The 26,635-nt window shown below is 44.3% G+C and carries 29 protein-coding genes and 2 tRNA genes; 11 read left to right on the top strand and 20 right to left on the bottom strand.

The window, feature by feature from the left end:
* Positions 1-88: 88 nt before the first annotated feature.
* On the bottom strand, positions 89-640 hold the full coding sequence (locus BN1691_RS02000) for an isoprenylcysteine carboxyl methyltransferase family protein (RefSeq protein WP_048600558.1): 552 nt from the start codon (positions 638-640) through the stop codon (positions 89-91).
* Positions 637-1,797 (bottom strand): type III polyketide synthase, encoded by a 1,161-nt coding sequence (locus tag BN1691_RS02005; RefSeq protein WP_076850063.1) that lies wholly within the window; start codon positions 1,795-1,797, stop codon positions 637-639. The genes BN1691_RS02000 and BN1691_RS02005 overlap by 4 nt, the downstream gene beginning before the upstream one ends.
* 135 nt (positions 1,798-1,932) lie before the next feature.
* Here BN1691_RS02005 and BN1691_RS02010 point away from each other — a divergent pair, with 135 nt between their 5' ends.
* Positions 1,933-2,688, top strand: a complete 756-nt coding sequence (locus BN1691_RS02010) for an MOSC domain-containing protein (RefSeq protein ID WP_048600559.1) — start codon at positions 1,933-1,935, stop codon at positions 2,686-2,688.
* A gap of 48 nt (positions 2,689-2,736) precedes the next feature.
* On the opposite strand, the gene htpX is transcribed toward BN1691_RS02010, so the two are convergent.
* Both htpX and BN1691_RS02020 read right to left on the bottom strand, forming a co-directional pair.
* Positions 2,737-3,618 (bottom strand): zinc metalloprotease HtpX, encoded by an 882-nt coding sequence (htpX, locus tag BN1691_RS02015; RefSeq protein WP_048600560.1) that lies wholly within the window; start codon positions 3,616-3,618, stop codon positions 2,737-2,739.
* Positions 3,619-3,656: 38 nt separating this feature from the next.
* Positions 3,657-4,208: a LemA family protein gene (locus BN1691_RS02020; protein ID WP_048600561.1), complete on the bottom strand. Its 552-nt coding sequence runs from the start codon at positions 4,206-4,208 to the stop codon at positions 3,657-3,659.
* A 195-nt stretch (positions 4,209-4,403) separates the two neighbouring features.
* Between BN1691_RS02020 and BN1691_RS02025 the strand changes: the two genes are divergently transcribed.
* Genes BN1691_RS02025 through BN1691_RS02035 form a run of 3 tightly spaced genes read left to right on the top strand, consistent with a single transcriptional unit; the run spans position 4,404 to position 7,043 of the window.
* The gene (locus BN1691_RS02025) at positions 4,404-4,931 is read left to right on the top strand and encodes a hypothetical protein (RefSeq protein WP_048600562.1); all 528 of its coding nucleotides are present in this window, start codon (positions 4,404-4,406) and stop codon (positions 4,929-4,931) included.
* Between the two features lie 32 nt (positions 4,932-4,963).
* Positions 4,964-5,659 (top strand): response regulator transcription factor, encoded by a 696-nt coding sequence (locus BN1691_RS02030; RefSeq protein WP_048600563.1) that lies wholly within the window; start codon positions 4,964-4,966, stop codon positions 5,657-5,659.
* Positions 5,649-7,043 (top strand): sensor histidine kinase, encoded by a 1,395-nt coding sequence (locus tag BN1691_RS02035; protein WP_048600564.1) that lies wholly within the window; start codon positions 5,649-5,651, stop codon positions 7,041-7,043. Before BN1691_RS02030 ends, BN1691_RS02035 begins: the two co-directional genes overlap by 11 nt.
* A gap of 53 nt (positions 7,044-7,096) precedes the next feature.
* On the opposite strand, the gene BN1691_RS02040 is transcribed toward BN1691_RS02035, so the two are convergent.
* Positions 7,097-7,879 (bottom strand): TerC family protein, encoded by a 783-nt coding sequence (locus tag BN1691_RS02040; protein WP_048600565.1) that lies wholly within the window; start codon positions 7,877-7,879, stop codon positions 7,097-7,099.
* Between the two features lie 257 nt (positions 7,880-8,136).
* Positions 8,137-8,213: transfer RNA gene (locus BN1691_RS02045), tRNA-Pro, on the bottom strand.
* A 247-nt stretch (positions 8,214-8,460) separates the two neighbouring features.
* On the opposite strand from BN1691_RS02045, the gene BN1691_RS02050 reads away from it, so the two are divergent.
* The gene (locus BN1691_RS02050) at positions 8,461-8,949 is read left to right on the top strand and encodes a CarD family transcriptional regulator (RefSeq protein ID WP_048600566.1); all 489 of its coding nucleotides are present in this window, start codon (positions 8,461-8,463) and stop codon (positions 8,947-8,949) included.
* A gap of 79 nt (positions 8,950-9,028) precedes the next feature.
* Here the strand turns inward: BN1691_RS02050 and BN1691_RS02055 are convergent, their stop codons facing one another.
* The gene (locus BN1691_RS02055) at positions 9,029-9,322 is read right to left on the bottom strand and encodes an iron-sulfur cluster assembly accessory protein (protein WP_048600567.1); all 294 of its coding nucleotides are present in this window, start codon (positions 9,320-9,322) and stop codon (positions 9,029-9,031) included.
* Between the two features lie 212 nt (positions 9,323-9,534).
* Between BN1691_RS02055 and BN1691_RS02060 the strand changes: the two genes are divergently transcribed.
* A complete protein-coding gene (locus BN1691_RS02060) occupies positions 9,535-10,215 on the top strand; it encodes an N-acetylmuramoyl-L-alanine amidase family protein (protein ID WP_048600568.1) in 681 nt (226 codons plus the stop codon).
* A gap of 91 nt (positions 10,216-10,306) precedes the next feature.
* Here BN1691_RS02060 and BN1691_RS02065 read toward each other — a convergent pair whose 3' ends face one another.
* A complete protein-coding gene (locus BN1691_RS02065; protein WP_048600569.1) occupies positions 10,307-10,549 on the bottom strand; it encodes a hypothetical protein in 243 nt (80 codons plus the stop codon).
* Positions 10,550-10,718: 169 nt separating this feature from the next.
* Here BN1691_RS02065 and BN1691_RS02070 point away from each other — a divergent pair, with 169 nt between their 5' ends.
* On the top strand, positions 10,719-10,955 hold the full coding sequence (locus BN1691_RS02070; RefSeq protein WP_048600570.1) for a hypothetical protein: 237 nt from the start codon (positions 10,719-10,721) through the stop codon (positions 10,953-10,955).
* Between the two features lie 115 nt (positions 10,956-11,070).
* On the opposite strand, the gene BN1691_RS02075 is transcribed toward BN1691_RS02070, so the two are convergent.
* Positions 11,071-11,427, bottom strand: coding sequence for a DUF4260 family protein (locus BN1691_RS02075; protein WP_048600571.1), 357 nt, complete (start codon positions 11,425-11,427; stop codon positions 11,071-11,073).
* Between the two features lie 189 nt (positions 11,428-11,616).
* Between BN1691_RS02075 and BN1691_RS02080 the strand changes: the two genes are divergently transcribed.
* On the top strand, positions 11,617-12,384 hold the full coding sequence (locus BN1691_RS02080; RefSeq protein WP_048600572.1) for a DODA-type extradiol aromatic ring-opening family dioxygenase: 768 nt from the start codon (positions 11,617-11,619) through the stop codon (positions 12,382-12,384).
* A 72-nt stretch (positions 12,385-12,456) separates the two neighbouring features.
* Here BN1691_RS02080 and BN1691_RS13810 read toward each other — a convergent pair whose 3' ends face one another.
* Positions 12,457-12,939, bottom strand: a complete 483-nt coding sequence (locus BN1691_RS13810) for a type 1 glutamine amidotransferase family protein (RefSeq protein WP_053083681.1) — start codon at positions 12,937-12,939, stop codon at positions 12,457-12,459.
* Between the two features lie 305 nt (positions 12,940-13,244).
* Here BN1691_RS13810 and BN1691_RS02090 point away from each other — a divergent pair, with 305 nt between their 5' ends.
* The 3 genes from BN1691_RS02090 (at position 13,245) to BN1691_RS02100 (ending at position 16,526) form a co-directional block, all read left to right on the top strand.
* Positions 13,245-14,468, top strand: a complete 1,224-nt coding sequence (locus tag BN1691_RS02090; protein ID WP_048600573.1) for a metal-dependent hydrolase family protein — start codon at positions 13,245-13,247, stop codon at positions 14,466-14,468.
* A 105-nt stretch (positions 14,469-14,573) separates the two neighbouring features.
* The gene (locus tag BN1691_RS02095; RefSeq protein WP_048600574.1) at positions 14,574-15,752 is read left to right on the top strand and encodes a hypothetical protein; all 1,179 of its coding nucleotides are present in this window, start codon (positions 14,574-14,576) and stop codon (positions 15,750-15,752) included.
* A 222-nt stretch (positions 15,753-15,974) separates the two neighbouring features.
* Positions 15,975-16,526 (top strand): HXXEE domain-containing protein, encoded by a 552-nt coding sequence (locus BN1691_RS02100; protein WP_048600575.1) that lies wholly within the window; start codon positions 15,975-15,977, stop codon positions 16,524-16,526.
* A 96-nt stretch (positions 16,527-16,622) separates the two neighbouring features.
* Here BN1691_RS02100 and BN1691_RS02105 read toward each other — a convergent pair.
* The 10 genes from BN1691_RS02105 to polA form a co-directional block, all read right to left on the bottom strand.
* Positions 16,623-16,698, bottom strand: a tRNA-Ala gene (locus BN1691_RS02105).
* Positions 16,699-16,795: 97 nt separating this feature from the next.
* Positions 16,796-17,734: a primosomal protein DnaI gene (gene dnaI / locus BN1691_RS02110; RefSeq protein ID WP_048600576.1), complete on the bottom strand. Its 939-nt coding sequence runs from the start codon at positions 17,732-17,734 to the stop codon at positions 16,796-16,798.
* Between the two features lie 74 nt (positions 17,735-17,808).
* The gene (locus BN1691_RS02115) at positions 17,809-19,407 is read right to left on the bottom strand and encodes a DnaD domain protein (protein WP_048600577.1); all 1,599 of its coding nucleotides are present in this window, start codon (positions 19,405-19,407) and stop codon (positions 17,809-17,811) included.
* Positions 19,408-19,421: 14 nt separating this feature from the next.
* Entirely contained in the window at positions 19,422-19,898 is a 477-nt protein-coding gene (nrdR, locus tag BN1691_RS02120) for a transcriptional regulator NrdR (protein ID WP_048600578.1), read from the bottom strand.
* A 149-nt stretch (positions 19,899-20,047) separates the two neighbouring features.
* Positions 20,048-21,055 (bottom strand): glyceraldehyde-3-phosphate dehydrogenase, encoded by a 1,008-nt coding sequence (locus tag BN1691_RS02125; RefSeq protein WP_048600579.1) that lies wholly within the window; start codon positions 21,053-21,055, stop codon positions 20,048-20,050.
* Positions 21,056-21,179: 124 nt separating this feature from the next.
* Positions 21,180-21,752, bottom strand: a complete 573-nt coding sequence (locus BN1691_RS02130) for a lytic transglycosylase domain-containing protein (protein ID WP_048600580.1) — start codon at positions 21,750-21,752, stop codon at positions 21,180-21,182.
* Between the two features lie 16 nt (positions 21,753-21,768).
* Positions 21,769-22,356 (bottom strand): dephospho-CoA kinase, encoded by a 588-nt coding sequence (gene coaE / locus BN1691_RS02135; protein WP_048600581.1) that lies wholly within the window; start codon positions 22,354-22,356, stop codon positions 21,769-21,771.
* A 22-nt stretch (positions 22,357-22,378) separates the two neighbouring features.
* Positions 22,379-23,041, bottom strand: a complete 663-nt coding sequence (ytaF, locus tag BN1691_RS02140) for a sporulation membrane protein YtaF (RefSeq protein WP_048600582.1) — start codon at positions 23,039-23,041, stop codon at positions 22,379-22,381.
* Positions 23,042-23,120: 79 nt separating this feature from the next.
* A complete protein-coding gene (mutM, locus tag BN1691_RS02145) occupies positions 23,121-23,951 on the bottom strand; it encodes a DNA-formamidopyrimidine glycosylase (RefSeq protein WP_048600583.1) in 831 nt (276 codons plus the stop codon).
* 22 nt (positions 23,952-23,973) lie between these two features.
* Positions 23,974-26,628, bottom strand: a complete 2,655-nt coding sequence (gene polA, locus BN1691_RS02150) for a DNA polymerase I (protein ID WP_048600584.1) — start codon at positions 26,626-26,628, stop codon at positions 23,974-23,976.
* Positions 26,629-26,635 lie beyond the last annotated feature (7 nt).

Here is a 26,635-nt window from a genome sequence, read left to right on the forward strand (position 1 = left end):
TCATTTCCTTTTCCACTATATCATTTCGTAGCCTCACATGATTTTCTGGGGGTCAAAAGAAAAATGAAGCAAAAATAGGCAATTATGCCTACCTTGCTTCATCTTTTAAACCAAATTTTTCTCCATAATTGGTGTGAGAGGAGAGTGCCTCCTCCTCGAAACGGATGCGTTGATTTAGAAGAATGGCATTCCCGATACAGCTAAAAAGAGCTGTCCAATATGCTTGAAAAAGAAGTGCCAATGTAATCAACTCCACAACAACGATGAAATAATTGGGATGGCGTATCCAGCGGTATGGTCCCCTCTTAACCACATCGGCACCTGGTAAGATCAAAATCTTCGTATTCCAGAAGACTCCTAAGGATTGAATCACCCATACACGAAAGCCTTGGAGGATACAGAAGGTAACAGTCAAGAAAAGCCACCAATCAGGGCGGGAAAAATGATTCTGAACCCCCTCCCCAATCAACATCAGAAAATAAGTGACGTGAAAAAGCACTATATATTTATATGTATCAGGAGCAATCTCCAAGGCTCCTAGTTTTTTTAAAATCCTTTCATGCTTCTGTGCGAGACGTAGCTCATACCAACGCTGTCCCACGACGAAAAACAACATTAGGAAAAAGAAGGATCCATTCATCCCTTCATCACCACCTGGGTGGAGGGAAGATCGCTTCGTTGCTCGATTCGCTTGAACCCCATAGTATTCGCTGCAGTCCACTCCAACAGGAGAAATTCTGCACTAAATCCTGGACCAAGGGCGAGACCTATTCCAACGCCAGGTTTCGTCGCTTGTAGCATGGTCTCCTGTAAGACAAAGAGTATCGTCGCAGAAGACATATTACCAAACCGTTGCAGAATTTTACGAGCAATCTGGAAAGATGCTTCCTCTACCCCAAATGCTTGAGCATACGCTTCGAGGACCTTTCTGCCACCAGGATGCACGATCCAATAATCTACATGTTCCACGCTAAGACCTTGATAATGAAAGAATTGATGAAGATGAAGAGGTAGCCATTGCTGAATCAAGGTGGGAATAGAACGGGCAAAGATCACATGGAAGCCATTATCTGAAATTCGCCAGCCCATAATATCTTCTCCATCGCGTAGAAAGACAGATTGTGTCGCTGTAACAGCAGGATAGTAGGAGCGCATTTTGGCTTTCTGCAGTGGGGACGCTTCTCCTGCCACCAAAGCTACTGCAACACCATCAGCAAACAGACTGGTCCCAACCACATTGCTCTTATTTAAGTCGCTTCCTTGAAAGGTTAGACTACATAGCTCCACACAGACAACTAAGACATTGGCCATGGGATAAGCTTGGCAATACTCAAACGCACGAGCTAAGCCGCTGGCACCTCCAGCACAGCCCAAACCCCAGAGAGGGATTCGTTTTGTATGCAATGAAAAAGGAAGCTGATTCATTATCTTCGCATCGATGGTCGGGGTCGCCACACCTGTACTAGAGACGAAGAAGATGGCATCAATACTACCATACGGAATCGATTGCTGGAGAAAGCGCTGTGAAGTCAGACACTCCTCAATCGCCTCTACGCTTAAACGGATCGCCCATTGCACATAGCGGTCGTTTTTTTCCTGCCAGGTCCGTCTTTCAGCAAACCAAGGAAGCGGTGCGCTGAAATAACGGCGCTGAATCTCTCCGGTATCAAAGACGCGAAGCAACCGCTCCATCTCAGGATTACTTTGAACCAACAGCTGATGGACAAACTTTTTCGCCTCCTGTTGAGCTACTGGAAAAGGCGGTACCTTCGTAGCAATGGATAGAATGGTAGCCATACGACAAATCCCTCATTTCCAAGATTCTCTATGGATAGTTTGCTTCCAATACCGCACTTCATACATTTTTTTCTTGTTGCTCTGTCCAATCGTTGTTATACTGAATTAAGTTGTGGTAGAGGAGGTAATATTTAGATGACACTAGGGAGTGTAAAGGAAATTTATCGTTATCCTGTGAAATCACTACGCGGAGAAGCGATGAAGTGGGCTACGATCCAAGCTTATGGAATTGAAGGAGATCGGATGTATGCCATCAATGATCTTCAACGACTAGGTAAGTTTCTCACAGCACGTGAAGCCTCCGAGCTTCTTGGCTATGAGGGTCAATATAAATATGCTGAAACGAATGGAGTATCCAATGGAGAAGGGATCATCCAGGTTAAAACACCCAGTGGTGCCGTCCTCAATTGGGATGACCCTATTTTATGGAAGGAATTATCTCAAGTATGTGGGCGCCCCCTTGCCGGAGTAAAACGGGAGCCACGAAAAGAACCAGATCCCATTCGTCTTGAACCTATCGGCTCCTTCGAGGAGGAGCATCTCTTAATCACCAGTGACGCTTCATTAGCAGCATTCCAGCATATATGGGGTAAGTCCACGGATCTTCGGCGTTTTCGGACTAACCTGCATCTCTGCTTAGCAGATCCTGAACCGTTTCAAGAGGAGACTTGGGTTGGTCAGCGTCTTGCCATCGGCGAGGTCATCGTAGACATTATGAAACCCTGTACACGCTGTGTAATGACCACCATCGATCCTGATACACTGCAACGCGATCCCAGCCTGCACCGCACACTAGTAGAAAAAAGAAAGAATCACTTTGGAGTATACGGTCGCATCGTTCAAGCCGGACGAATTCAACAAGGAGATGCTGTCAACCTTCTTAAGGCTTAACAAAAAAACCATCTGCCTACATCCATAGGCAAATGGTTTTTCGTTTACTTACATCATTTCCAGACGAGCGATCCGCTCACTGATGGGTGGATGTGTAGAAAATAGAGAAGTTCGCTCTCGTTTTTTTCCAAGTGGATTGGCAATATAGAGTGCTGCTGTAGCTTTGGTAGCACGTTTCACCTTCTGTGGATTCTCACTGATTTTTATGAGAGCATTCTTCAATCCTGTGGAATTGCGGGTAATCTCCACTGCACTGGCATCGGCAAGATATTCACGATTACGCGAGACAGCCAGTTGGACGAATTGAGCTGCCAATGGTGCTAATATGATCACAAGGATGGAGATCACCATAAGAATGGGATTGTTCTTCTGCTGACTGTTACGATTATCCCGAAGATAGAGAAAGCGTGTTCCATACTCCACCAAAATAGTAATAACACCCACAAGGGCGATGCAGATGGTCATTAAACGGATATCGTAATTTCGAATATGCGATAGCTCATGGGCGGTAACACCCTCTAGTTCTTCACGATTTAAACGCGTTAATAATCCAGTTGTAAATGCCACTGTTGCCTTTTCCGGCTTAATTCCTGTGGCAAATGCATTGGGGCTATCATCTTCAATGACATAGACCTTGGGCATGGGAAGGCGGGCAGCCAATGTTAACTCTTCGACGATGTGATAGAGTTGCGGATTGTCCGCCTCCGTTATCTCACGTGCCCCACTCATTGCCAATACTTGTTGGGAAGCAGTAAAGTAGGTTAAAGGTAGATATACAGCCATCAGTACTGCAGTGATCAGTAGTCCTGACCACGGATCTGCTGCATACGCATAACTAACAGCCACTCCCACCGCCACTACCAATAGTGCGAAAAAAAGCATGAAGAATACAGTTTTGCGTTTATTCTGCTCAATCTGTTGGAATAGCACGTTCTCCCCTCCCTTCCCAAAGGATAAAGTAAACTTGACTAAAACTTAACGGTAGGTACTTCCCGCTCCTCCGTAGGAATGGTAAGTAGCTCTTCGGCATGAAAGCCAAACATGTTGGCGATCAAATTACTAGGGAAGGATTCCCGTTTAATGTTATATTCTGCTACAGTCTTGTTGTAAAGCTGGCGAGAGTAGGAGACTTTATTCTCCGTTGTCGTTAATTCTTCTTGTAGCTGTAAGAAATTTTGATTCGCTTTTAAATCTGGATAGGCTTCGGATAATGCAAAAATCGATTTTAAAGCAGTCTGAATTTGATTATCCGCATCGATCCGTTCCTGTAAGGAGCCATTAAGCAATTGATTACGAGCTTGGATGACTTGATCTAATGTCTCCTGTTCATGCTTCGCATAGCCCTTGACCGTTTCCACTAAATTAGGTATTAAATCATGACGACGCTTTAGTTGAACGTCGATTTGGCTAAAAGCTTCCTTCACCCAGTTACGTAGCTTAACGAGACTGTTATAAGCCATGATTACATAAAGAATAATGAGCGCGATTACACCAATAGCGATCCATGCTCCTGTTGACATGGAACCAACTCCTTTCATCTCTTATTACTATTCTATACGATAGAGGTGATAAATAAGTAGCAACTTTTATAATTCGCCATATTAATCTTGAGAATTTCTTAAGATTTGATCCATAAGATTTGAAGGACTCTTTCCTACAATGAGATTGAACAAGGGGAGCAAGCCTTGTATCATAAAATTTAAGGAGAGATTATCATGAAAAAGAATTGGAAGGCAAAATTAATTCCGCTTGTATGTGCCATTGGTATTGCTGGTGTATTACCCGTAGCCCAAGTGAGCGCTGCTACCCCTGAGCCTACAACCACAACTCCTGCTATCGGTGCTCAGCTCCAAATTGGAAAAGCATTAGGTGGTATCCGTACCTTTATGGCTGACCTCCTCAAACTGGATGTAGCCGACCTTCAACAGCTTCGGATTGCTGGTCAATCCTGGTTAGAGATTGCTGCTCCTTATGGCTATGATGAAGATCAATTAATGGATGCCATCGTAAAAGAACGTGAAGCTATCCTACAGCAAAAGGTAGAGGATGGCAGCATTACACAAGAACAAGCAGACCTTTGCAGTACAACGATGAACGACCGAGTTAATGCACAGCTTGAGCGCACAGAGGTAGGACCTGCAGGTAATGGACAAGGCAAGGCGCTTGGCAATGGACAAAGAAATGGCATGGGGCAACAAAATGGGATGGGACAAGGAAATGGTATGAAGAGAGGCTGGAATTAAGTAAATAATTCGAGAATAGAGGGGGAATCAGGATGCCAAAGGTGCTAGTCGTAGATGATGAAGCACGAATCGTCGAGATGATTCAAGAATACCTAATCAGTGAAGGGATGGATGTAATCAGTACAACCAACAGCCTTCAAGTGATGGAGCTCCAAAAGCAAGAGGCTCCTGACATCCTGGTTCTCGATTTAATGATGCCCGAAAAAAGTGGGATGGAAATCCTCCGGGAAATACGACAAACCAGTAATCTTCCCATCATTCTATTAACAGCAAAAGCCGAGGAGCTCGATAAGCTCCTCGGCTTAGAGTTGGGTGCAGATGATTATATTACGAAGCCTTTTAGCTTGCGGGAGCTTGCAGCACGAATCCGAGTCATTTTACGTCGCAGTGGAAATGTAGCCCCCTTACCCAATGAGGAGTATCTTCAGGTAGGAGAGCTACGCATCAATCTGGATAAAATGGAAGTCTGGTGTAAAGAGAATCCAATAGAGCTGACCAAGACTGAATTCACCATTCTCGAAACCTTAGCACATCACCCAGGACGTGTCTACACACGCTTACAATTATTAGAAGCGTTAGGTGAAGACTACTGGGGCTATGAGCGTACATTGGATACACATATTAGTAACCTGCGTAAAAAAATCGAAGATGATCCCAGCCACCCTGCTTTTATTAAGACCGTCTATGGGATCGGCTACAAAATGGGGGTGGAGAATCATGACGCTTGAGCGTCGCTTAAGCTTTAGCTTGATTGGAATTACGCTGTTGGCATTGCTCTTGTTAGGTTTCTCCACCAATTATATGATCCAAAACAAATTTAATAGCTATGTTGCCACTTACCAAGAGCAACGCTTAAACCACTGGGAACAATTATTAAGCAACTATTATATAGAAAATAATAGCTGGCAAGGAATTCAAGCGCTAGTTGCCCCCCATGGAATGGGGATGAAGGGGCGAGGTGTAGGAAACCGTCGAACGGATTTTGTCACCACGGAGAACAGTGAACGAATCATCCTCACTGCTACAGATGGTTCCATCCTTGTCGACTCTCGATATAACGAAGCACTACCATTCACCTATTCAGCTGAGACACCTCATCGCGAAATCATTATCGACGGAAAGGATATCGGTACGGTCTGGTTAGATCCCCAGCCCCTCCCTGGTATCCAATCCATGGAAGAGCAGTTTTCACGTTCTGTGATGCTGGTTTTTTTTGGTGCTGGTCTTTTCATTCTTGTCATTGCCATCGTACTGGCTCGACTCCTCGCACAAAAATTAATCCATCCCCTTCACCAGCTGATGGGAGCAATCCAGCAGATCGCTGATGGCAATAAAGATTCAAGAGTATCCATCCAAAGTAACGATGAATTAGGTGCATTAGCGGAGCAATTCAATCACATGATCGAGGAAATCCAACAGACAGAACTACAACAAAAAAATATGATTGCCAATGTAGCCCATGATCTGCGAACGCCCATTGCCATCCTTCGTGGCAATCTCGAATCGATGCTCGCTGGGATCATCCCTACCAATGAAGAGAAGCTTGCCACCCTTTACGATGAGGTTCATCGTATGTCTTACCTCGTACAGGAGTTACATGATCTCAGTCTCGCAGAAGCTCGTCAATTACAATTAAATAGAGAATGGATCGATATTGTTCCATTTCTCCAATCCATCCAGCAAGTCTTTCTTCCTGAAGCTGAACAAAAAAATATTCAACTCCTTATTCAGCAGCCAACAGATCCTTCTTCACGGCTCTTTGTTGATCCACGTAGACTAGAGCAGGTACTCTATAATCTTATGGCTAATGCTCTGCGCCATACACCAGCTGGCGGAACCATTCAGCTACGCTGGGAAAAAGTAAATGAAAACGTAAAGATTGAGATCCTTGATTCTGGTTCCGGAATCGACCCTGATGATCTTCCCCATCTCTTTGAACGTTTCTATCGCGGGGATAAGGCGAGAAACCGTGCTAGTGGTGGCTCTGGACTAGGGCTCGCCATTGTCAAAGAACTGGTTCAACTCCATAGTGGACATGTAGAAGCAGCGAATCGCCCTGAAGGGGGAAGCCACTTCACCATCATCCTTCCCATCGAGACATCAACAGAATAGACTGATCCCCTCTGAGAGGTGGAGATTACTCCTGTACGATCACACGAGCATGGTTATTCTTGAGTAATTTCCCCCTTTTTCACTGGTGTTGGCGATTTGGAAAGGAACCAGCCCCCGATTGCAATACCTAATAAGACTACCCAGAACAGTACTTTCCATACAAGTGATTCAGGAAATGTATCAGGTAGTACTGCTACCTGGGGATGAGCCATGGTGGTCAAAGCCAATTTTACACCAACCCACCCTACGATGAGGAATGCCGCTGTCTCCAAGCCAGGGTGTTGGTTGAGGAGCGTTACGAACCAACTGGCCGCAAACCGAATCAAAACCAAGCCTGCAAAACCACCAGCAAAGATAACGAGAAACTGGCCTCCATCCAATCCACCGATCTGAGGAAGAGGAGTAAGTGGTAGAGTAACTGCTAGAGCTACTGCTGCCAAAATAGAATCTACAGCAAAGGCAATGTCTGCCACTTCCACCTTCAGCACCGTCATCCAAAAACTTGATCCTTCTTTTGTTTCCTTCTCGTGCTCATTCTTATCCTGGTGAAGCACATATTTTTTCACCAGATGATTAGTAGCAATAAATAAGAGATAAATCGCGCCAATGGCTTGCACCTGCCATACATTTACCAAAAATGAAATAATAAAAAGCGATGCGAGCCGAAAGACAAAAGCCCCTGCCAAGCCATAAAAGAGGGCTTTTTTCCGTTGCTCATCTGGTAAATGCTTCACCATGACTGCCATAACAAGGGCATTATCTGCAGCCAGTATTCCTTCAAGTCCTACTAGAACAATGAAGACCCATAAATATTCAACGATAATAGACCAATCCATGCAATATTTCCTCCTATTGTTCTCACGAAAGAAGATGGCTGTACTAAAAAAGACCCTTACCAGATCCACAGGAACGAAAGTCCTATGGATCTAGCAAAGGTCTCGCTAACAACGATCAGTTGCCAATAAAGCCGGAGCCATCCGCTCGTAATGACGACTTTATTGAACAGCTACTCCCCTTTGGAGATTCTTGATTTACTAGCAATACTATACTGGATAGGAAAACAGTTTGTCAATCAATTATTTACTCAATAAAATGGTCGGGAAGACAGGATTTGAACCTGCGACCCCCACGTCCCGAACGTGGTGCTCTACCAAACTGAGCCACTTCCCGATACTCTATCGTTTTATGAGATGGAACAGTAATTATTATATTCCTCTTTAAATTGGTGGTCAAGGGTATCCCAACTATGCCAAACCAGCAAATTACCTCCTCTTCATAAGCAACTTGTATTTATTCATATTATCTATTGACTTAAATGTTGACTTTGTGCTATTATTTTAATTTTATTTGAAAATAATTAAATCATGTGTTAGACTAATAGATAGAGTAGACAAGGTTGAGGAAGGAGGAGTTCACCTTGTTTCATGTAGGCGATCGAGTCGTGTATCCTATGCATGGCGCTGGAATTATTGATGCCATCGAGGAGAAGGAGATACTAGGTAAGCGAAACAAGTATTATATCCTACGACTCCCTTTTGAAAAGATGCAAGTGATGGTTCCTGTAGGTAATGCTGGACATCTCCATATTCGTCCTGTGGTTGATCAAGAGACGATCGAAGAGGTCTTTGAACTATTCTTACAAGATAATCAAGAATCGCAGCTGCCTTGGAAAGAGCGGGCACATCAGCATAATGAGCACTTGAAATCAGGGGACATTTTCGATGTTGCCAAGGTGATTTGTGAACTGAAAGCACGTCAACGTTCAAAGCCCTTAAATACCAGCGAAAAAAACCTCTTAGAAAATGCGAAGCGCATTTTTATTAGTGAATTCCTTTTGGTCAAAAATATCTCACAGGAACAAGCACTTTCTATTCTGCAGCAAGCATTTACAATCGAACCCAGCTAAAAAGAAGGAATGCATTTCGATATCATCATCGAGATGCATTCCTTCTTTAATTTATGCTCCGTTGATACTCCACTAACGATTATTCTCCGCAACAGCCTTTTGTACAAGTACTAGCCCAGTACAATTTAGTTCCTTCAGCAGTCACTTCTGCTTCCAAGACAAGATCATTGGCTTGTTCTTTATAGCTTGGATTCATGGCAAGCTTTACGCCATTAATCTCTTCGATTACATCATCTTCAGCTGGTACATCAAGGGTTAAGCCAAATTGCGGTCCACAGCAGCTTTCACCAACAGCTACTAAGGAGATGGTTTCTACACCTTCATCATTCATAATCGCTAATAAGGCATCACGTGCAGCATCAGAAATTATCATTGTATCAAACTCCTTTTCATGACTGTGTTGCTATTGTACCTCTCTTCTAAGGCAAATCACAGGGAGAATATCGACAGCTTGTGTAATGTTTTTTTTGGGTTTGTTTCCTTTTATTGCTATCTGTTTTCCTTGTCCTTCTCCATCTCCTAAGGATGTATGTAGTACTTACAAGCATGAGCATACAGAAAAAAAATATAAAAGGAGATGGTATTATGCCAAAAATCTTTATTGACCCCGGTCACGGTGGAAGTGATCCCGGTGCAGTTGGAAACGGATTGCAAGAGAAAAATCTGACTCTATCCATCGCAACAAGACTACGAGACATCCTTCTCAACGAATATATGAACGTTGAGGTAAAAATGTCCCGAACCAGTGATGTTTTCGTTGGCCTATCACAGCGAGCTACCATGGCCAATCAGTGGGGCGCTGATTACTTCGTCTCCATCCATATCAACGCTGGTGGAGGTACAGGCTTCGAATCCTATGTTCATTCCTCTCTCCCTACTGGTGCTGTGGCGAAGCAGAAGATTATCCACCCTGAGATCGTAAATGCAATGAATGTCAAGGATCGTGGGATGAAGAATGCCAACTATGCAGTTCTTCGAGAAACAGTAATGGACGCGCTTCTTACAGAAAATCTCTTCATCGATAATTCCACCGATGCCCAGAAGTTAGCTAGTGCTTCTTTCTTACAAACCATCGCACGTGGACATGCTAATGGGATTGCCAAAGCATTCGGTCTAAAGCGTAAAGATAGTAGTAGCCCAAATTACATGTACCGTGTGATCGTTGATGGAACACAGACTGGCGCTTACTCCCTGAAAGAGAATATCTTAAATGAAGTAGGGCGTCACATCGGAACTGCTGCCAATATTCTTGTTCAAAAAGTATAAAGAAAGCAGCCTGTCTCCTTTCTGGAGAACAGGCTGCTTTCTATGTACAAGTCTATGTACGGAGGCTTTACCTCTTATTTACTCATTCCGTTTACGAAACCTTGATGCCATACAGCTCGTCTTTTGCTAATTCCTCTTGTTTCTGTGCACGCCGTTGTTGAAGCCCAAAGAGGACCATGATGGCGCAAATAATACCAACGGATAGTAACAATTGTCCTACACCAGGTGCAGTAGTCCGTTCAATTTGATTAAAAAGACGGTCTGCAAAAACTGGTTGGCTGTGCATTGGAATGAAGACGAGTAGTAAAGGAATGGTACGAAGCCATTTTTTCATCTTGACTCCCTCCCTTTCTACGTTTGTCAACAACATTCAATTATATACCTTTCTATTTGGTTTTGCAATAGATGGTTTTGAAAGATTGGATTGATCACATCGCGCATCGAAATTGGGCATGCTATAATTAGAGAGTAATGTGACTGTCTGCAGGAAGGAGTGCAGTTTGGTGAATCAATGGGAGCCTTGTCCTCATTGCCATTCAGAACGTGTTGTTCCCCGTGGTAAGGAAAAACTCTTCGCCATTGGCGCATTTGTGACGATTGCTTTTATACTTCTTGGTGTTTATCATCCTCTATTAGGAATCGGTGCCATCATCGGAATTATCATTATGATCCTGGCTCCACTCCGTAAGCCCACCTTCACCTGTCAGGATTGCCATTTCCAGTGGCGCGCTGAAAAGTAATGAGCCATCCTTGTTTTTAAACAAGATGGTGGAAAATAAGGTCCATGAAGCAAATCTTCATGGACCTTTCTGCGTCCTTCAATGAAGCTCCATCATCACTCTCCACCCTTTTACTTCATTTCAAACGGTGAATCATCTTCTTATTAAGACTGACAGGATACTTCAACCCAAAGCCCAAAAGACGATCAAAACCAAGATGAGTAATCCAGATGATGCTAAGTGCCTCGATTAGTCTACTTCCCCATAAGCCGCTACAAGCTAAAAGCGTAATGGGTGTGAGGAAGGAATGGGCAAAATTATACATCCGAACACCCATCCTGTTACTAACCAAGTAACCAAGGGCAAAGAGATCTGGTAGTAAAAAGAAAACGAAAAAGAATATCCACTTCTTTTCAAGGTCCACTTGAAAAACATATAAAAGTGCGCCAAGAAGAAAGATGAACAGTCCTCCCCAACGTTGTTTATTCTGCATGGTTATACTCTCCTTAGCCTCAGTCAGTAAATTCTCGTAATAGGGTTGTTATCATTCACTATTGTCTTATTATACCATAGGAGATGCTATTTTCTTGACACGGTATATTTTTGTTTCTACAGTAAGATCATCGGTTAAGTATTCGTTCATTACTATCTAGTAAGTCCAATATATGAGTGAGGTGAAAACATGTTACCATCCTTATTTTTAGCCCACGGTTCACCGATGATTGCCCTTGAGAATAATCCTTATACACAATTTCTTAGAGCGTATGGCCAGCAGCATCACCCTCGTGCTATTCTCATCTTCACAGCGCACTGGATCAGCGATACACTCACAATCTCTGCTGTTGATGAGCAATATAAGACCATCTATGATTTCTATGGCTTTCCCCCAGAACTCTATGAAATTCAGTATCCTGCTAAGGGATCTTTACAAATCGCAAAGATGGTCCAGCAACGCTTCATGAAGGAGAATATTCAGGTTCTACTAGATCATCAGAGAGGATTAGATCACGGCTCTTGGACACTCCTTCATCATCTCTATCCTGAAGCCAATATTCCAGTGATTCAAATCTCAGTCAATCCTTCGCTCTCACCAAAGGAACAGTTCCGTATTGGGCAGGCTCTTCAGGGACTTCACGAAGAAGGATTCCTAATTATAGGAAGTGGTGTTACTGTACATAATCTCTCCATGCTCAAGTGGGGAGAGACCACACCTGAACCATGGGCCGTTCAGTTTGATGATTGGTTAATCGAGCAGATTAATAAGAAGGATCTAGAAGCACTGGACCGTTACGAGCAGTTAGCACCCTCAGCACAGCTGGCTGTTCCCACCACCGAGCACTTCATCCCCCTCTTCATCGCCATGGGGAGCGCAAATATCAAGGCGAAGCCCACCATCCTTCATCGAAGCTATGACATGGGAACACTGAGCTATCTCTCATTTCAGTTTTAATTTTTTGTTGCTACACACCAGCGAGCAGCAAATCCCCATCTGATTTAACGATGGGGATTTGTTTTATGTTATTCAATCATAATCCTGTTGTAGTATGCTAACTGGTTTAACCGAGTTCATTACTTTGTCCACCATCGCTTGCCCTACTTTTTCTCGGATAATCCAAGAGACCAATTCTTGTGCTGCGAAACAACTGGCAGCAGTTGCGATGTTCTGATTAACAACGAAGCTCTCCCTTACAGGAATGGCACCAATCAGTTGTCTCTGTGGATCTAATTTGATGCGATTTAAATATTCCTGATCTTGAATGAGTTGGTTGACTCCAGAGCCACTTGTCAAGATGACTACATCAGAGTCTATTATATTATCTAATCTTCCTGTTGTTGGGACGTGAAGTCCTGACATGGAGACATGAGACTCTTTCGTTCCGATGATATCTACCTGCCAATCTTTCAATCCACCAACTGATTCCCAAGCCACGCGATTTAATAGATCCCATGGTAGAAATAGATCAAGATCCGTAAAATCATCAAAAATTACGAGGGATATTTGCATTCCTCGTCCTCCTTTCAGCCTTCTCCGAAAATAATTTATGTTCGGAAGATACTTGTGGTATAAGTGTTGTATTCTACCATTATGTAGTCTTTTTTATAATATCATACAGCCCGTGGTGAACAATAACGGAGCACCTCTCGATCTTCAATATTAGTATTTTAATATTTATAAAAAAAATTATCCTCTAAAATCTATAATGATAACGTTTTCATTGAAAATAGGTGGTTGACATTCCTAATCAACGTTGTTAAACTAGTAATCAATTTAATAATATTCTGATAATTCGGTTTATAAGGAGTGATAGTATGGGTACAAAGTATTTACTCAAAGGTGGACGTCTAATCGATGGTAAGGGCAATACACTGGAAAATAGTGCACTCTACATTGAAGATGACAAAATTAGCAAAGTTGGAAAAGCAGATGAACTAACGGTAGCAAATGATGTAACGGTCATTGACATTACAGGAAAAACCGTGATGCCCGGCTTCATCGATGCCCATATGCATCTCATTGGTGTAAAAAATCTTAATCTTGCTCAAGCCGCACTGGAACCAACCGAACTCCTCATGGGACGTGCCTTGAAGGATTTGGACAAGCTAATCAATGCTGGTTTTACAACGATTCGAGACGTCGGTAGTCCTGTGGCTGTTCATATCAAGCGCTTAATTAAAGAGGGGTACTATACCGGCCCACGTATCCATACAGCCCATCTCATGCTATCACAAACAGCTGGACATGGTGACATTCACAATCTACCACCCGAGTTCAACCTCTTTGAAGTATGCGATGGTCCTGATGAGTGTCGAAAGGCAGCACGCAAGCAATTTCGCGCTGGTGCAGACTTTATAAAAATTTCTTCTTCCGGTGGCGTTCTTTCTGAAAAGGATGACCCCCGTTCTCCACAATTCACGGTGGAAGAGATCAAAGCCATTGTCTATGAAGCAGAAGCTGTAGGTTCCTATGTTGCATCCCACGCCCAAAGTACACAGGGCATTAAAAACGCCTTGATTGCTGGGGTTCGTACCATTGAGCATGGAATTCTCATCGATGACGAAGGAATTGAGATGATGCTTGAAAGAGGTGCCATCCTTGTCCCTACATTATCCATTGTGAAACGCATTGTCGAGCAAGGCCATCTTTATGGCGTACCAGAATTCGGTTTGGCTAAATCCCGTTACTTCTATAAGCTTCATAAACAGAATGTTCGGAAGGCCTATCAAGCAGGTGTGAAAATCGCTGGTGCCACAGACTTCCTTGGCTGTAAGCCTGTTGAACACGGAGGAAATGCCGAGGAATATGAAATATTTGTTAATGAGCTCGGCTTAAGCCCCATGGAAGCCATTACTTGCGGAACGCAAAACGCTGCTGACGCCCTCGCCATCGGTGATAAAACGGGTTCATTGGAGGAAGGAAAACTAGCTGATGTGATCGTTGTGAATGGAAATCCCCTCGATGATATTACCGTCCTTCTTAACACAGACAATATTGAAAAAGTCTTTGTTGAAGGCCAGCTCTTAAAGGATCGGTAGTTTCATAAAATGCTCTAAGGGTCTCCTACTGGAGGCTCATCTCTTTCGTTAAAGTCTTTAACGCTTTAACGAGATCTATTATTGTAAAGAGAGAAGGTAAGAATCATGCTTGATCAGCCCATTATTGCAGTTGCTTTACTCTTTGGATTACTGGTAGTTGGAGAAGTGATCTCCATCTTGAGTCGCGCACGGATCCCCATGCTCTTTGTGGTGTTTATCGGATATTTAATCCTGCTTTGGACTGGCATCTTTCCTGAAGATATTGTGGATAAATCTACACTCAAAACCTTTGCAGCTTTAATGATCGCACCACTCATCGTTCATATGGGTACACTTATTCCTTTTAAAATTATGAAACAGCAATATAAAGCAGTGCTCATTGCACTGACAGGGATCATCATCGCAGCGGTTACAGTACTCCTCGTGGTAACTCCAATCTTGGGCTATCCTTCTGCTGTCTCTGCTATCGGTCCCTTAACAGGTGGAATCATCGCTTTCCTTATTACATCTGATAAGCTTCAAGCTATTGGCCTATCCGCACTGGTTGTCATCCCAGCATTAGTCCTTGCTTTACAAAGTATTGTGGGCCTTCCCTTAGCTTCTAATTTGCTCCGCAAGTACTCCTATAAGGTGCGGGATCAGTATGAGGCCGAGCAAGCACTACAGCAGGAAGCCGCTGCCACAATGGAAGCAGTAGAGGATGAGTCTACGAAAAAACTCTGGATTAAAGAAAAATATGCAACGCCTGTAGTAATTCTCTTCCAACTTTTTCTTGGTGGTGCATTGGCGGTGGCGCTTGGAAATTGGACGGGAATCAACTATAGTCTATGGGCTCTCGTTATCGGGTTCATTGGAATGTTTGTAGGCTTCTATCCCGAAAAGTCCATGGTCAAAGCCAATTCTTTTGGCATCGCGATCTCAGCCTTGATTATCTTTATCCTTCCATCCTTGAACAGTGTCACATTTGACGTCTTTATTAAGAATATTCCTGTTGTTTTACTTATTCTAGGAATTGGTGCTGGAGGAATCATCCTTGGAGGCTTTATTGGTTCCAAGCTGTTTAAGTGGGAACCAACCCTGGGGATTCCTGTTGCCCTGACGGCGATGTTTGGCTTCCCTGGAGATTATATTATCTGTGATGAGATCAGCCGTTCCACAGGTCGTACAGAAGATGAGCAAAACTATATCTTTGAAAAGATCCTCTCCCCACTGCTTATCGGTGGCTTTACAACCGTTACTGTGGCGTCCATCGTCATTGCTAGTATCTTGATGGAAACATTATAAGCGAACATTAGCACGATTCTAGAGTTGTAAGTAAACAAGAGGTTGGTGCCTTAGGTCTCATTGGATGAGCCTATGCATCAACCTCTTTTCATAACAGTATCACCTTATCGTATTGTGATGCTCGAGATTGATCCATCTTGGCAGGAAATGAGTGAGTACTTAATTAAATATTACATATTAGCTTGACCATTAGAATTCTCTAATATAGGGAGTGAGTATAAAATGCTATGGAGTATAAATGAACTTATTAGCTTGGAGCTGCTCATCTGGCTACTGCCAATTGCTTTTTTCATTCATGATGGAGAAGAAATTGCAACGGTGGAGAGATGGCTACGACAGAATCAAGATCACCCCCGAATTGCTGCAAAAAATCGTATGCTCAATTGGGAGAAAAATATTACATTCCAGTTTACCGTTGCTGTGTTGCTACTTGGTTTACTGCTCTTTTTGATCTCATACTTTACATCAGGCACTTTTCGCAGTACCGGTAAGCTGAACCTGCTATTCATCGGTGCGGTGACCGTCCTCTTAATCGATGGGATTAAACATCTAGGGTTTACCATTTTGCTTAAACAATACACGTCTGGTGTGATCACAGCTGTACTTGTGGAAATTCCCTATGGGGCTTATGCCCTCTCTCGTTTTTATGCTGCTGGGCTCACAGATATTGGAGCTAATCTGTTAGCCTTAGCCCTCGGGCTGCCGCTCACCATCTTCTTCGTATGGTTAGGGCTTACCTTAGGAAGAATTGTTGCACCCTTTCGTAGTATGTAGACTTACTCTCTCATTCTTCATTCGGAAGTAAAGTATTTATTTGCTAAATTACGCAAAAATAAAAAACGGCATCTCTGCCGTTTTATTGTTTTCTTATGGTGGAGCATAGCGGGATCGAACCGCTGACCTCTACACTGCCAGTGTAGCGCTCTCCCAGCTGAGCTAATGCCCCAATTTGAGTTGCAAATTTTTTGCTGACAAAATGTATCTTAGCATAGAAGTCATCGATTTGCAACTCTTTTTGGTATAGGGTAGGATGAGGAGCCCTATCAGGACTGGCGTCGATTGGTCCCTCCCACATAGTAGGCATCGGTATAATGACGGATCCGTTCCATGATCCGTTTGCCTTTTAGGGTTTCTACCTGACCTTTTGTAGAATAAGAGAGGTACTCTTCTAGTTCATCATAGCTGAAATTAGAGGTGTAAAGGGTTGGTAGATTACGGACCACCCGTGCTTGCAAAATCGAGCCAATGATCTCATCACGTACCCAAGGACTGATCGACTCTGCACCAATATCATCAAGAATTAATACAGGCACTTCCTTCAATACCTTCAGCTTTTCATCGAGACTATTATCCTGAATGGAGTCCTTCAATTCTCGGAGAAGTTCTGGGAGATAAACCATCAAGGTAGCGATGTTCCGCTCAGCTAAGCTCTTCATGGCTGCAGCCATCATCACACTCTTTCCCACACCAAAGGGACCATAGAGATAGATTCCCTTGGTACCTCGTTGACCTGGCTTCACTTGTAAGCAGAATTGCATCAAGGCACGAAGGGCATCACTCCGCACTGCATCCCGTTCTAGATCCTTAAAATTCATGGCTAGAACCTCATCGGGTACGTACATGCTACGGATTAACTGATTCATCTGCTTCGCTGCTTGTGAGGCACGTAAATAGGAACACGGAATGAAACGTGTCTCAATCACCCCTGCATGAACATAAGCTTCTGGAAAATGACCAGGTAGGAGATTTCTACAAGCGGTTAAGCTTCGACAATTCTCACAAGCCTTCTGCTCACGGACCAGCTGATCAAGCTGGGTAATCGAACGAAGCAGATGCTGAGTTGTAAGACTTGGATTCTCCTTCAGTAATTGCATAATCGGTGGGGCTGCCATCACATCCTCGAGGATCTGATCAACGGAAACACCTGCATGCTTCTCTACCCGTTGACGAATGGGATGTAGCATCTTGTTTAATTCCTCCATCGCTTGTGAACCTCCCTTCTCCTTCTTTCTGATTGATCTGAGCACTCCCATTCATTATACATGTTCTAGATTCTTTACTGGATCTCTCCAAGGGCACGGAGCAGTTCAAGGATCTCCTTCTCTTCAGCAGGATCCATCGGCTTATTCGCAGCCTCTTGATCATGAGACTGGGTCTGTTTCTTCTGTTGCTCCTCTTCCATGTGTCGTAGCCAAGCAGGCTTCACTTCCGAATGGCCTCTCCCACCTGATTGAGACGTATTCTTTCCATATGAAGCGCTCTTACTCGATGTACTCTTACTCGCTGATCCTGAGGAGATCTTCTGCTTCTTCTGGCGTTGTTCCTGCTGGAGCTGGTGTAACTCCTTAGCTTTTTTCATGGCTTCCGCTGCGGTCCGAATATTGAGCCGCTTCCAATGAGCAGCGATCTTATAGACGAGGGGAGCGGGAAGCTGACGGTCATGAGTATACATGACGTACTCCAGTAACACATTGGTTACGCCAATGGGCAATTCATATTCATAGAGGAGCTGTTGAATCATTTTTAGATCACTACTGGAAACCTTCGCCCCTTGTTGATGGGATTCGAGGAGAGTTATGGGAGAGACCTGCTCCAGATTGCTCTGATATTGATCCTCTGTAGAGATGGGCGTCCGTGCTTCTTCCTTCTGTGCCACCTGCTTCCGACGCGCCTCTTGTTTCGCTGCGAGTACCCGTTGACTGATCACCACTGGCGTCTCCTGTTGATGATAGCTCTGATACCAGTTACGAACACTTTGCCGCAATGCTTTCAGGTCGAGGTTCTCCCCGTCATAAAGGGTGGGCTCCTGTAAGAAGTGTACCAGCTGCATCTCATCCAACTGATAGAAGAAAGCCAGTTCATGAAAGGTTCGCAGCTCTGCCTGTGTAAAGCCAGTGCGTGGCTGACAGAACGAAGGTAGCATGGCATAGACTGCATCCATGTCTAAGGTGCTGGAAATCACCTGCACTCCCTCTTTACCAGCTTTTGGAGTTCCCTTAGACTCAAGGGGAATCTCCTTCTCAAGCTCTTGAAAAAACTGACTGGTCTCTGATTCAGAGAGAAGCATCACTTCACTGGGACGGATGGTGGTAAAGACCTCATCAAAACGCTTCGTCATCTCTGTAAGCTGATTGGTATCTTCCAATCGTTCCACCTGGAACTGTTGACGTAAAAAGCGAAATAGCGTCTGGCCGACACGATTTAAGAGCATCACACTAAGTACATCACTCTTAAAGAATCCCGCTGAGCTGAGAGGAAGCTGGAGATGATAATAGAAGATATGGTCCTCCTGTAACTCATCCTGTTTAATAATCACGTCCTGTCGTGCTCTTGCCCCGTGTTCCTCCGTTCGTCCTGTAGCCACAGGCTTGTAATAGGTGCGGAGTAGTCCTACCCCTTCTAAGCGCTCCTTGGCTTCTATAAATTGCGACCAGGTAAACTGAAAGAGTGGAGGAAACCAGCGATGTAACCCAGCGGAAGAAGCTGACTTACCTTCAGCGATCAATTGATTAAAGCTATGGTAGACTGCAATCGCTTCTCCTCCCACAATAGGTTGGTAAAGAAGGGAGAGTACGCGTTCTTCTTCTGGTAGCAACACCCGTTCACGTCGAGCAATAAAACGATCGGTTGGTAAAGCAAGCAACGAATGTGCCATCACCCATACACCCCTTATTTCAATCCATCATTCTCATTACCTCTACCTAGTAACTCCGTCAATTCTCGAAGGAACACATTGATATCCTTAAATTGCCGATAGACTGAGGCAAAGCGCACATAAGCTACCTCATCCACATGATAAAGCCGTTTCATCACCATTTCACCAATTTCGTCGCTCTTAATCTCGGTATTGGCAGTGTTACGAATCTCCTGCTCCACTTCATCTACTAACTTTTCCAGTAATTCAAGAGGGACAGGCCGCTTTTCACAAGCGCGGATCACGCCTCGTAACACTTTATCCCGAGAGAACTCTTCCCGTGTTCCATCCTTTTTCACCACGATCAAGGGCATCTCTTCCACAGTTTCAAAGGTGGTAAAGCGTTTGGCACATTCTTCACATTCGCGACGACGTCGGATTGACTTACCTTCATTAATCGGTCTTGAATCTAAAACCTTCGTACCAAAATGATTACAAAAAGGGCAGCGCATACGGTCACCTCCTTTGACTTGGTTCATATCGTATCAGTTATCCTTCATTATACATGAAGATGGACAGAAATGAGAAAAAAACCTGCTAGAAGATGATTCTAGCAGGTGGATATGTGAGAATTTTGATAGCATTTGCTGAAGAATGAAATCTAGAGCCCTTGAGCTGCGATATATTTGATCAAATCAACTACACGACAGGAATAACCCCACTCATTATCATACCAAGCGAGCACCTTGATCTGATTCGTTCCCATCACCATGGTAGATAATCCATCCACAATCGTAGAGTATTCTGTATGGTTAAAATCGCTAGAAACCAATGGCTCCATACAGACAGATAAGTAGGGCTTCATATAGGTCGTACTAGCTGCTTGAAGAGCTTCATTTACCTGTTCTGCAGTTACATCCTTTTCCACATTAACCACTAAGTCCACAACAGACACATTGGGTGTTGGGACTCGTAAGGAGATTCCATTTAACTTCCCATTGAGGTGAGGTAATACCTTACCTACTGCTTTTGCAGCACCAGTGGTTGTAGGGATAATCGATTGTGTGCACGCACGTGCTCGCCGTAAGTCCTTATGAGGATTATCAAGATTCTTCTGATCATTGGTATAGGAGTGAACCGTGGTCATCATTCCTTGAACGATACCAAATTCTTGATCCAAGACCTTTACTAATGGAGCAAGGCAGTTGGTAGTACATGAAGCGTTAGAGACAATGTGATGATTCTTCGCTTCATAGATCTCCTCGTTAACACCCATTACAATGGTTACATCTTCCTCTTTACCTGGCGCTGTGATTACTACTTTTTTCGCACCCGCCTTGAGATGCTTACCAGCGCCATCACGATCACGGAATTTACCTGTTGCTTCTACTACTAGATCTACGCCTAATTGGCTCCAGGGAAGCTGCTCCGGATCACGATTAGATAGAAGCTTCACTGCGTGACCTTCAACGAGTAAAATATCCTCTTGTACCTCAATCTGTATATCTAAATTCCCATGAATTGTATCATATTTTATCATATGGGCCAAAGTAGCTGCTGGGTAGCTGGCATTGATGGCAACCACTTCAACATCAGGTTCTTGTAACGCTTTGCGGAATACCATCCGTCCAATTCTTCCAAAACCATTAATGCCAATCCTTATCGACATATTTACTTCTCCCTTCCCTATCCTCTATATTGTTACATCATGAGTTCTAATTAAGATACCATATTTTCGATGAAACCCATGAATAGTATAACATATTATAGTGAAAAGAGAAGATGTAAGTTACCTATCTTGCATCTTGATATATTTGGTGATAGCGATCCTGAATATAACTAACCTTCTTGATATAACGTTGGGTCTCAGGAAAGGGAATTTGATTGACATGCTCTAGTGTGCCATCCCAAACCCTCTCATCTAACCACTGTTTAACCTGTGTGGGTCCGGCATTATAGGATGCAATCTGGAGAACTGCTGACTGAGGGTAGATCGATGCTAGCTCCTCTAAGTATTGAATTGCCACTTGTAGATTGTAAGCTGGTTCTTGAAGCTCCGCTCGTAATCGTTCAAGATCCATGCCCTCTGCTTCTTCTTTCAACACCCATTTTGCTGTGGTAGGCATTACCTGCATAATTCCTACAGCTCCCCTTGCAGATACCACTTCCGCTTGAAAGCCACTCTCCACCATCATCATGGCATAGATAAGCCAGGGATCCACGTTAGATTCCTCTGCTTCACGGAAGACCGTCTCCATATAGGGAATGGGAAAGAGTTGTTGTAACAACCATTTTGAATTGGCTAGATATAAGGTACCAAGAAGTAATCCAATGATTAATAATGACTTCAGCCAGTTTCTCTTCATGTAGTTGCAGCCATCCTCACTCTATTTTCGCTAAGATCTCATCGATCTGCTTATATGTCGCTTCAATCGTTCCGTCATTATCAATGATAAAATGGGCATAATGTCGTTTTTCATCCAAGGGCATCTGGGCGGCAATTCGACGTTTGGCCTCTTCTTCACTTACATGATCCCGTTCCATTAAACGGGCCAATTGCGTCTCCTTTGACACCACTACGAGAATCACAGCATCCACTTCCTGGTACAATCCATTTTCAATTAAGAGTGGCACATCTAAGACGATCCAAGGTGAGTTCGCTGTGCGAGCTCGCTCTACCTCTGCCCACATTCTAGCCCGAATTAGGGGATGGAGGATCTGCTCCAATGCTTTCCGCTTAACAGCATCGCTAAAAACTAAATGACCGAGTCGTTGTCGATTTAAACGTCCATCAGGCAGAAAGACCGCGCTACCGAAATGGGCAACTACTTGCTGCAGCCCTTCCTCTCCAGGCTCTACCACCTCATGGGCAATTCGATCCGCATCAACAATCCAAGCTCCCCGCTCCTGTAAATAGCGAGAGACGGTGCTCTTACCTGTTGCAATGCCGCCAGTTAAGCCGATTAACATGGAAACACCTCCAGCATCCACTTTATGATAATAAGCGGAAAATTCCTAAGACAATTAATAGTAAGCCTGGTAACAGGCTTAATCGTGTTAACCATCGTAAATAGGAGAACAGATTACCTAACCAGATTCCCAGCCATAAGCAACAGCCACTCACTACAGCAATGGCCAATGCTGTTGTAAACATAGGATAATTCAATAATGCAGCACCAAGTCCTGCTCCAAAAGCATCCAATGAAAGGGCAAGACCTAGTAATAATGTTTCGCTAAATGAAATGGTACCAGAGTCATCTACATCCGCTAAGGTGGGCTCCCGCAAGATTTGGATTACAATCCCTAAACGCTTCAATTCGATTCGTGTAAGCGTAGTTGGACTACCATCTGTCGTTAGACTGGGAGTCAGCGGTTCCTTCTTTGTTCCATGTTGCTGATCCAATTGAAAGAGTGCCCATACGCCTAAAAGGATCAAGATAGAAGCTCCGATCCATTGGGCTAGCTGATCGGATAGCCAATCACTAATCCAATGCCCCAGTAGCATGGAGATGAACAACATGGTGCACGAAAGCATCATGATCAGGATAATGGACCACCAAGAGAGCTTAATTTTTCGTAATCCATAGGTGAAGCCTACGCCTAAACCATCCATGCTTACGGCAATGGCTAAGAAAATCAAGGATACTGCTTGCATCGATGCCGTTCCCTCCCCATCTAAGCTCATCGCGATGATATCGCCGATCTATTCTATGGGATGGGAGATGGGATGGTGCCTATTCAGGCTGACAAGCAGGGCAAAAATGCGTGCCGCGTCCGGCAACAATCCGTTTCTCAATGGGGTGACCACAGTACTTACAAGGCTCTCCTGTCCTTCCATAGACCAGAAGTTCCTCTTGCATCAAGCCTTTCTTCCCCATATTGGCATAAGAACGAATGGTGGAACCCTCCATGACAATTGCCTTTTTTATAATAACCTGAATCGCTTCATGGAGCAGTTGCAATTCCCCATCGTTAAGGGAGGGCACAGGGCGCGTAGGATGAAGATGGGCCATGGCAAGGCTCTCATCCACATAGATATTGCCTAAACCAGCTACCACCTGTTGATCAAGAAGTGCTGCTTTAATATTGGTTCCCTTTCCTGCTAGCTGCTCCTTCAGCTTCAACCAAGTGAATACAGGATCCAAGGGCTCTGGCCCTAATTTGGCCAGTGCTGGGAAGGAAGGTAGGTCGGACTGCAGAATCATATCCATGGTGCCAAACTTCCGCACATCCTCATAGCGTAGCTCCTTCTCTTCTCCATGAAAATGAAAGATGACATGCTCATGCTTGCCATAGGGTTGGTCATGGTTGACGAACCAATACTTCCCCTCCATACGAAGGTGGGAGACTAATGCGTACCCTTCACTGAGAATAAAGATTAAATATTTTCCCCGCCGCTCAATATCCATAATCTCCTTGTCTTCTAATTCATGGGCAAATTGCATGATATCATCGGGAGTACGGATGATCCGAGGGCAACGTACCTCCACGGTCTCAATTATTTTTTCCTTGACCAGTGGTAAGAGGGTACGACGTACATTTTCTACTTCAGGTAATTCTGGCATCTTACATCATCCCCTCCATCTGCTACTTTGCTTCGTACCAAGAGTCGCCAACATTCACATCTACCTTGAGGGGTACAGCCAATTCCATGGCATGCTCCATCACTTCACGTACCAATTGTTTCATCTGTTCTAACTCTTGTGGTGCCACTTCAAAGATCAGTTCGTCATGAACCTGGAGCAGCATGCAGCTTTCCAACTGATGCGCTTTAATTTCCTTGGCCATTCGAAGCATGGCTAGCTTAATAATATCAGCTGCGCTACCTTGAATCGGTGTATTCATGGCTGTCCGTTCTGCAAAGCTGCGCAGATTAAAGTTACGACTATGGATCTCTGGTAGATAACGGCGACGCTGTAGCAGGGTGGTCACATAGCCATCCTGCTTCGCTTGCTCCACAATGGACTCCATATACTGCTTTACCCCTGGGAAGACAGCAAAATATCGATCAATAAACTGAGCTGCTTGCTTTCGAGGAATATTCAAGTTCTGGGAAAGGCCATAATCACTTATTCCATACACGATCCCAAAGTTAACTGCTTTAGCTTGACGCCGCATATTACTATCTACTTCCTCCTTGGGCACGCTGAAGACATCCATTGCTGTACGAGTATGGATATCCATATCATGCAAGAAGGCATCGATGAGATTAGCATCCTGTGAAATATGAGCTAGCACCCGTAACTCGATCTGCGAATAGTCCGCAGATAAGATCTTCCAACCTGGTTGGGAGGGAATAAAGGCCTGACGAATCTTACGTCCCTCTTCCAAACGGATCGGGATATTCTGTAGATTGGGATCAGTGCTACTCAAGCGACCTGTGGCTGTAATCGCCTGTTGGAAAATGGTATGCACCTTTTTGCTGATCGGATGAATCTCCTTCTGCAAGCCTTCAATATAGGTGGATTGGAGCTTAATCAGCTGACGATAGGTGAGAATCAAAGAAATGATCTCATGATAAGGCTCCAGTTTTTCCAGTACATCTGCACTGGTAGAGTATCCTGTCTTCGTCTTCTTAAGAACAGGTAAACCCATTTTATCGAAAAGGATCTCTCCTAATTGCTTCGGTGAATTGATATTGAAGGAGGTTCCTGCCAATGCATAGATTTGATTGGTCAGCTCATCGAGACGCACTTGTAGGGCTTGCCCCATCTGGGCAAGCTGCTGTACATCGACGAGAACCCCTGCTTGTTCCATTTCGGCAAGAACAAGGCTACATGGCTGTTCTACCCCCTCATAGAGTGGAAGAAGCGACAGTTCCTCCATCTGCTGATGGAGAATAGCCTGGGACGCATAGACTCCCTCTGCCTTTAATGCTACATGCTGCATAAGCTGCTCCAGTGATGGAAGCTGCCACTTGGCTCCTTTCCCGTAGATCTCCTCATCGGAAGAAAGAGCGGTTGGAACCTGATGATTGTGTAAGACATCCAGCAATTGGCGCTGACTCTCAGACGGATTACACAGATAAGAGGCTAAGAGCAGATCATAGCTTATTCCAGCTACAGATAGCTTGCGCCAGCCTAAACTAACAATCAGCTTCTTCCCATCAAAAACCCACTTCTCTCGTTTACCATCAGCCAACCATTGCTGAATGGGCTGCCAATCTAGCATCTCTGTAGGAACGAAAAGATTTCTTTTACCATCACTGATACCTAAACCAAGAATGGCAGCCCGATGATAGTTCTCACCATCCATTTCTAGATAGAGTGCTAAGGGAGATTGCTGAAGAAAGTCCTGGTAATCTCCACAGTTCTCTGCATTAAGCAGAATGGTCTCCCCAACGCTCCGTGCTTCTTGTGCCTCTCCCTCGCTTGGTTTCTCTTGGGGGAGACGCTGGAGGAATGAGTTAAACTCCATCTCTTCAAAGAATTGGCGAAGACTTTCTGGATTATAACCAGCATATTTAACATCGTCAATGGTAAGGGTAAGGGGAATATCACGTTGAATGGTGGCGAGCCATTTACTCTGTTTGGCCTCTTCCTGATGCTGAGCAATCTTTTCCTGCAGCTTTTTGCCCGAAACCGATTGCCAGTTGGCCAATACCTCCTCCACAGAGCCAAATTGTTTTAAGAGCTTAAGTGCAGTCTTTTCTCCTACGCCAGGAATACCAGGGATATTATCTGAAGTATCCCCCATCAAGCCTTTTAGGTCGATCATCTGAAGTGGGCGTAAGCCTTCATACACTTGGGAGAAATGTTCCTCATCATAGAGTTCGGTCTCACTGATACCTTTTCGTGTCAAGGCCACTCTCGTTCGGGGAGAGACGAGTTGCAGTAAGTCCTTATCCCCTGAAAGAACCAAGACTTCCAGATCCCCTTCCTCAGCAATCCGACTCATGGTTCCAATAATATCATCCGCTTCATAGCCTGGAAGCTCGTAATGGGCGATTCCCATCGCATGGCAAAGCTGATGGAGCAGGGGAAACTGTTCACTTAGCTCCGTAGGGGTCTTAGCTCGTGTTCCTTTATACTCCGCATACGCTTCTGTCCGAAAGGTTACCTTACCTGCATCAAAAGCCATCAATACATAGTCAGGCTTCTCCTCATCTAATAGGCGCCAGAGCATATTTGTCACACCATAAACGGCATTGGTAAAGATGCCTTTACTATTATTTAACAAGGGCATTGCATAGAACGCCCGGTTCGCAATACTGTTTGCATCGATGATGAGCATCTTGCTCATTCTAGCC

Source organism: Rubeoparvulum massiliense, assembly GCF_001049895.1.
In the GTDB taxonomy this organism is placed as follows: domain Bacteria; phylum Bacillota; class Bacilli; order Rubeoparvulales; family Rubeoparvulaceae; genus Rubeoparvulum; species Rubeoparvulum massiliense.

Coding starts and splice junctions, on each gene's coding strand:
- BN1691_RS02000 (WP_048600558.1), bottom strand. CDS start 640: ATGAATGGATCCTTCTTTTTCCTAATGTTGTTTTTCGTCGTGGGACAG.
- BN1691_RS02005 (WP_076850063.1), bottom strand. CDS start 1,797: ATGGCTACCATTCTATCCATTGCTACGAAGGTACCGCCTTTTCCAGTA.
- BN1691_RS02010 (WP_048600559.1), top strand. CDS start 1,933: ATGACACTAGGGAGTGTAAAGGAAATTTATCGTTATCCTGTGAAATCA.
- BN1691_RS02020 (WP_048600561.1), bottom strand. CDS start 4,208: ATGTCAACAGGAGCATGGATCGCTATTGGTGTAATCGCGCTCATTATT.
- BN1691_RS02025 (WP_048600562.1), top strand. CDS start 4,404: ATGAAAAAGAATTGGAAGGCAAAATTAATTCCGCTTGTATGTGCCATT.
- BN1691_RS02030 (WP_048600563.1), top strand. CDS start 4,964: ATGCCAAAGGTGCTAGTCGTAGATGATGAAGCACGAATCGTCGAGATG.
- BN1691_RS02035 (WP_048600564.1), top strand. CDS start 5,649: ATGACGCTTGAGCGTCGCTTAAGCTTTAGCTTGATTGGAATTACGCTG.
- BN1691_RS02040 (WP_048600565.1), bottom strand. CDS start 7,879: ATGGATTGGTCTATTATCGTTGAATATTTATGGGTCTTCATTGTTCTA.
- BN1691_RS02055 (WP_048600567.1), bottom strand. CDS start 9,322: ATGATAATTTCTGATGCTGCACGTGATGCCTTATTAGCGATTATGAAT.
- BN1691_RS02060 (WP_048600568.1), top strand. CDS start 9,535: ATGCCAAAAATCTTTATTGACCCCGGTCACGGTGGAAGTGATCCCGGT.
- BN1691_RS02065 (WP_048600569.1), bottom strand. CDS start 10,549: ATGAAAAAATGGCTTCGTACCATTCCTTTACTACTCGTCTTCATTCCA.
- BN1691_RS02075 (WP_048600571.1), bottom strand. CDS start 11,427: ATGCAGAATAAACAACGTTGGGGAGGACTGTTCATCTTTCTTCTTGGC.
- BN1691_RS02080 (WP_048600572.1), top strand. CDS start 11,617: ATGTTACCATCCTTATTTTTAGCCCACGGTTCACCGATGATTGCCCTT.
- BN1691_RS13810 (WP_053083681.1), bottom strand. CDS start 12,939: ATGCAAATATCCCTCGTAATTTTTGATGATTTTACGGATCTTGATCTA.
- BN1691_RS02090 (WP_048600573.1), top strand. CDS start 13,245: ATGGGTACAAAGTATTTACTCAAAGGTGGACGTCTAATCGATGGTAAG.
- BN1691_RS02095 (WP_048600574.1), top strand. CDS start 14,574: ATGCTTGATCAGCCCATTATTGCAGTTGCTTTACTCTTTGGATTACTG.
- BN1691_RS02100 (WP_048600575.1), top strand. CDS start 15,975: ATGCTATGGAGTATAAATGAACTTATTAGCTTGGAGCTGCTCATCTGG.
- dnaI (WP_048600576.1), bottom strand. CDS start 17,734: ATGGAGGAATTAAACAAGATGCTACATCCCATTCGTCAACGGGTAGAG.
- BN1691_RS02115 (WP_048600577.1), bottom strand. CDS start 19,407: ATGGCACATTCGTTGCTTGCTTTACCAACCGATCGTTTTATTGCTCGA.
- nrdR (WP_048600578.1), bottom strand. CDS start 19,898: ATGCGCTGCCCTTTTTGTAATCATTTTGGTACGAAGGTTTTAGATTCA.
- BN1691_RS02125 (WP_048600579.1), bottom strand. CDS start 21,055: ATGTCGATAAGGATTGGCATTAATGGTTTTGGAAGAATTGGACGGATG.
- BN1691_RS02130 (WP_048600580.1), bottom strand. CDS start 21,752: ATGAAGAGAAACTGGCTGAAGTCATTATTAATCATTGGATTACTTCTT.
- coaE (WP_048600581.1), bottom strand. CDS start 22,356: ATGTTAATCGGCTTAACTGGCGGCATTGCAACAGGTAAGAGCACCGTC.
- ytaF (WP_048600582.1), bottom strand. CDS start 23,041: ATGCAAGCAGTATCCTTGATTTTCTTAGCCATTGCCGTAAGCATGGAT.
- mutM (WP_048600583.1), bottom strand. CDS start 23,951: ATGCCAGAATTACCTGAAGTAGAAAATGTACGTCGTACCCTCTTACCA.
- polA (WP_048600584.1), bottom strand. CDS start 26,628: ATGAGCAAGATGCTCATCATCGATGCAAACAGTATTGCGAACCGGGCG.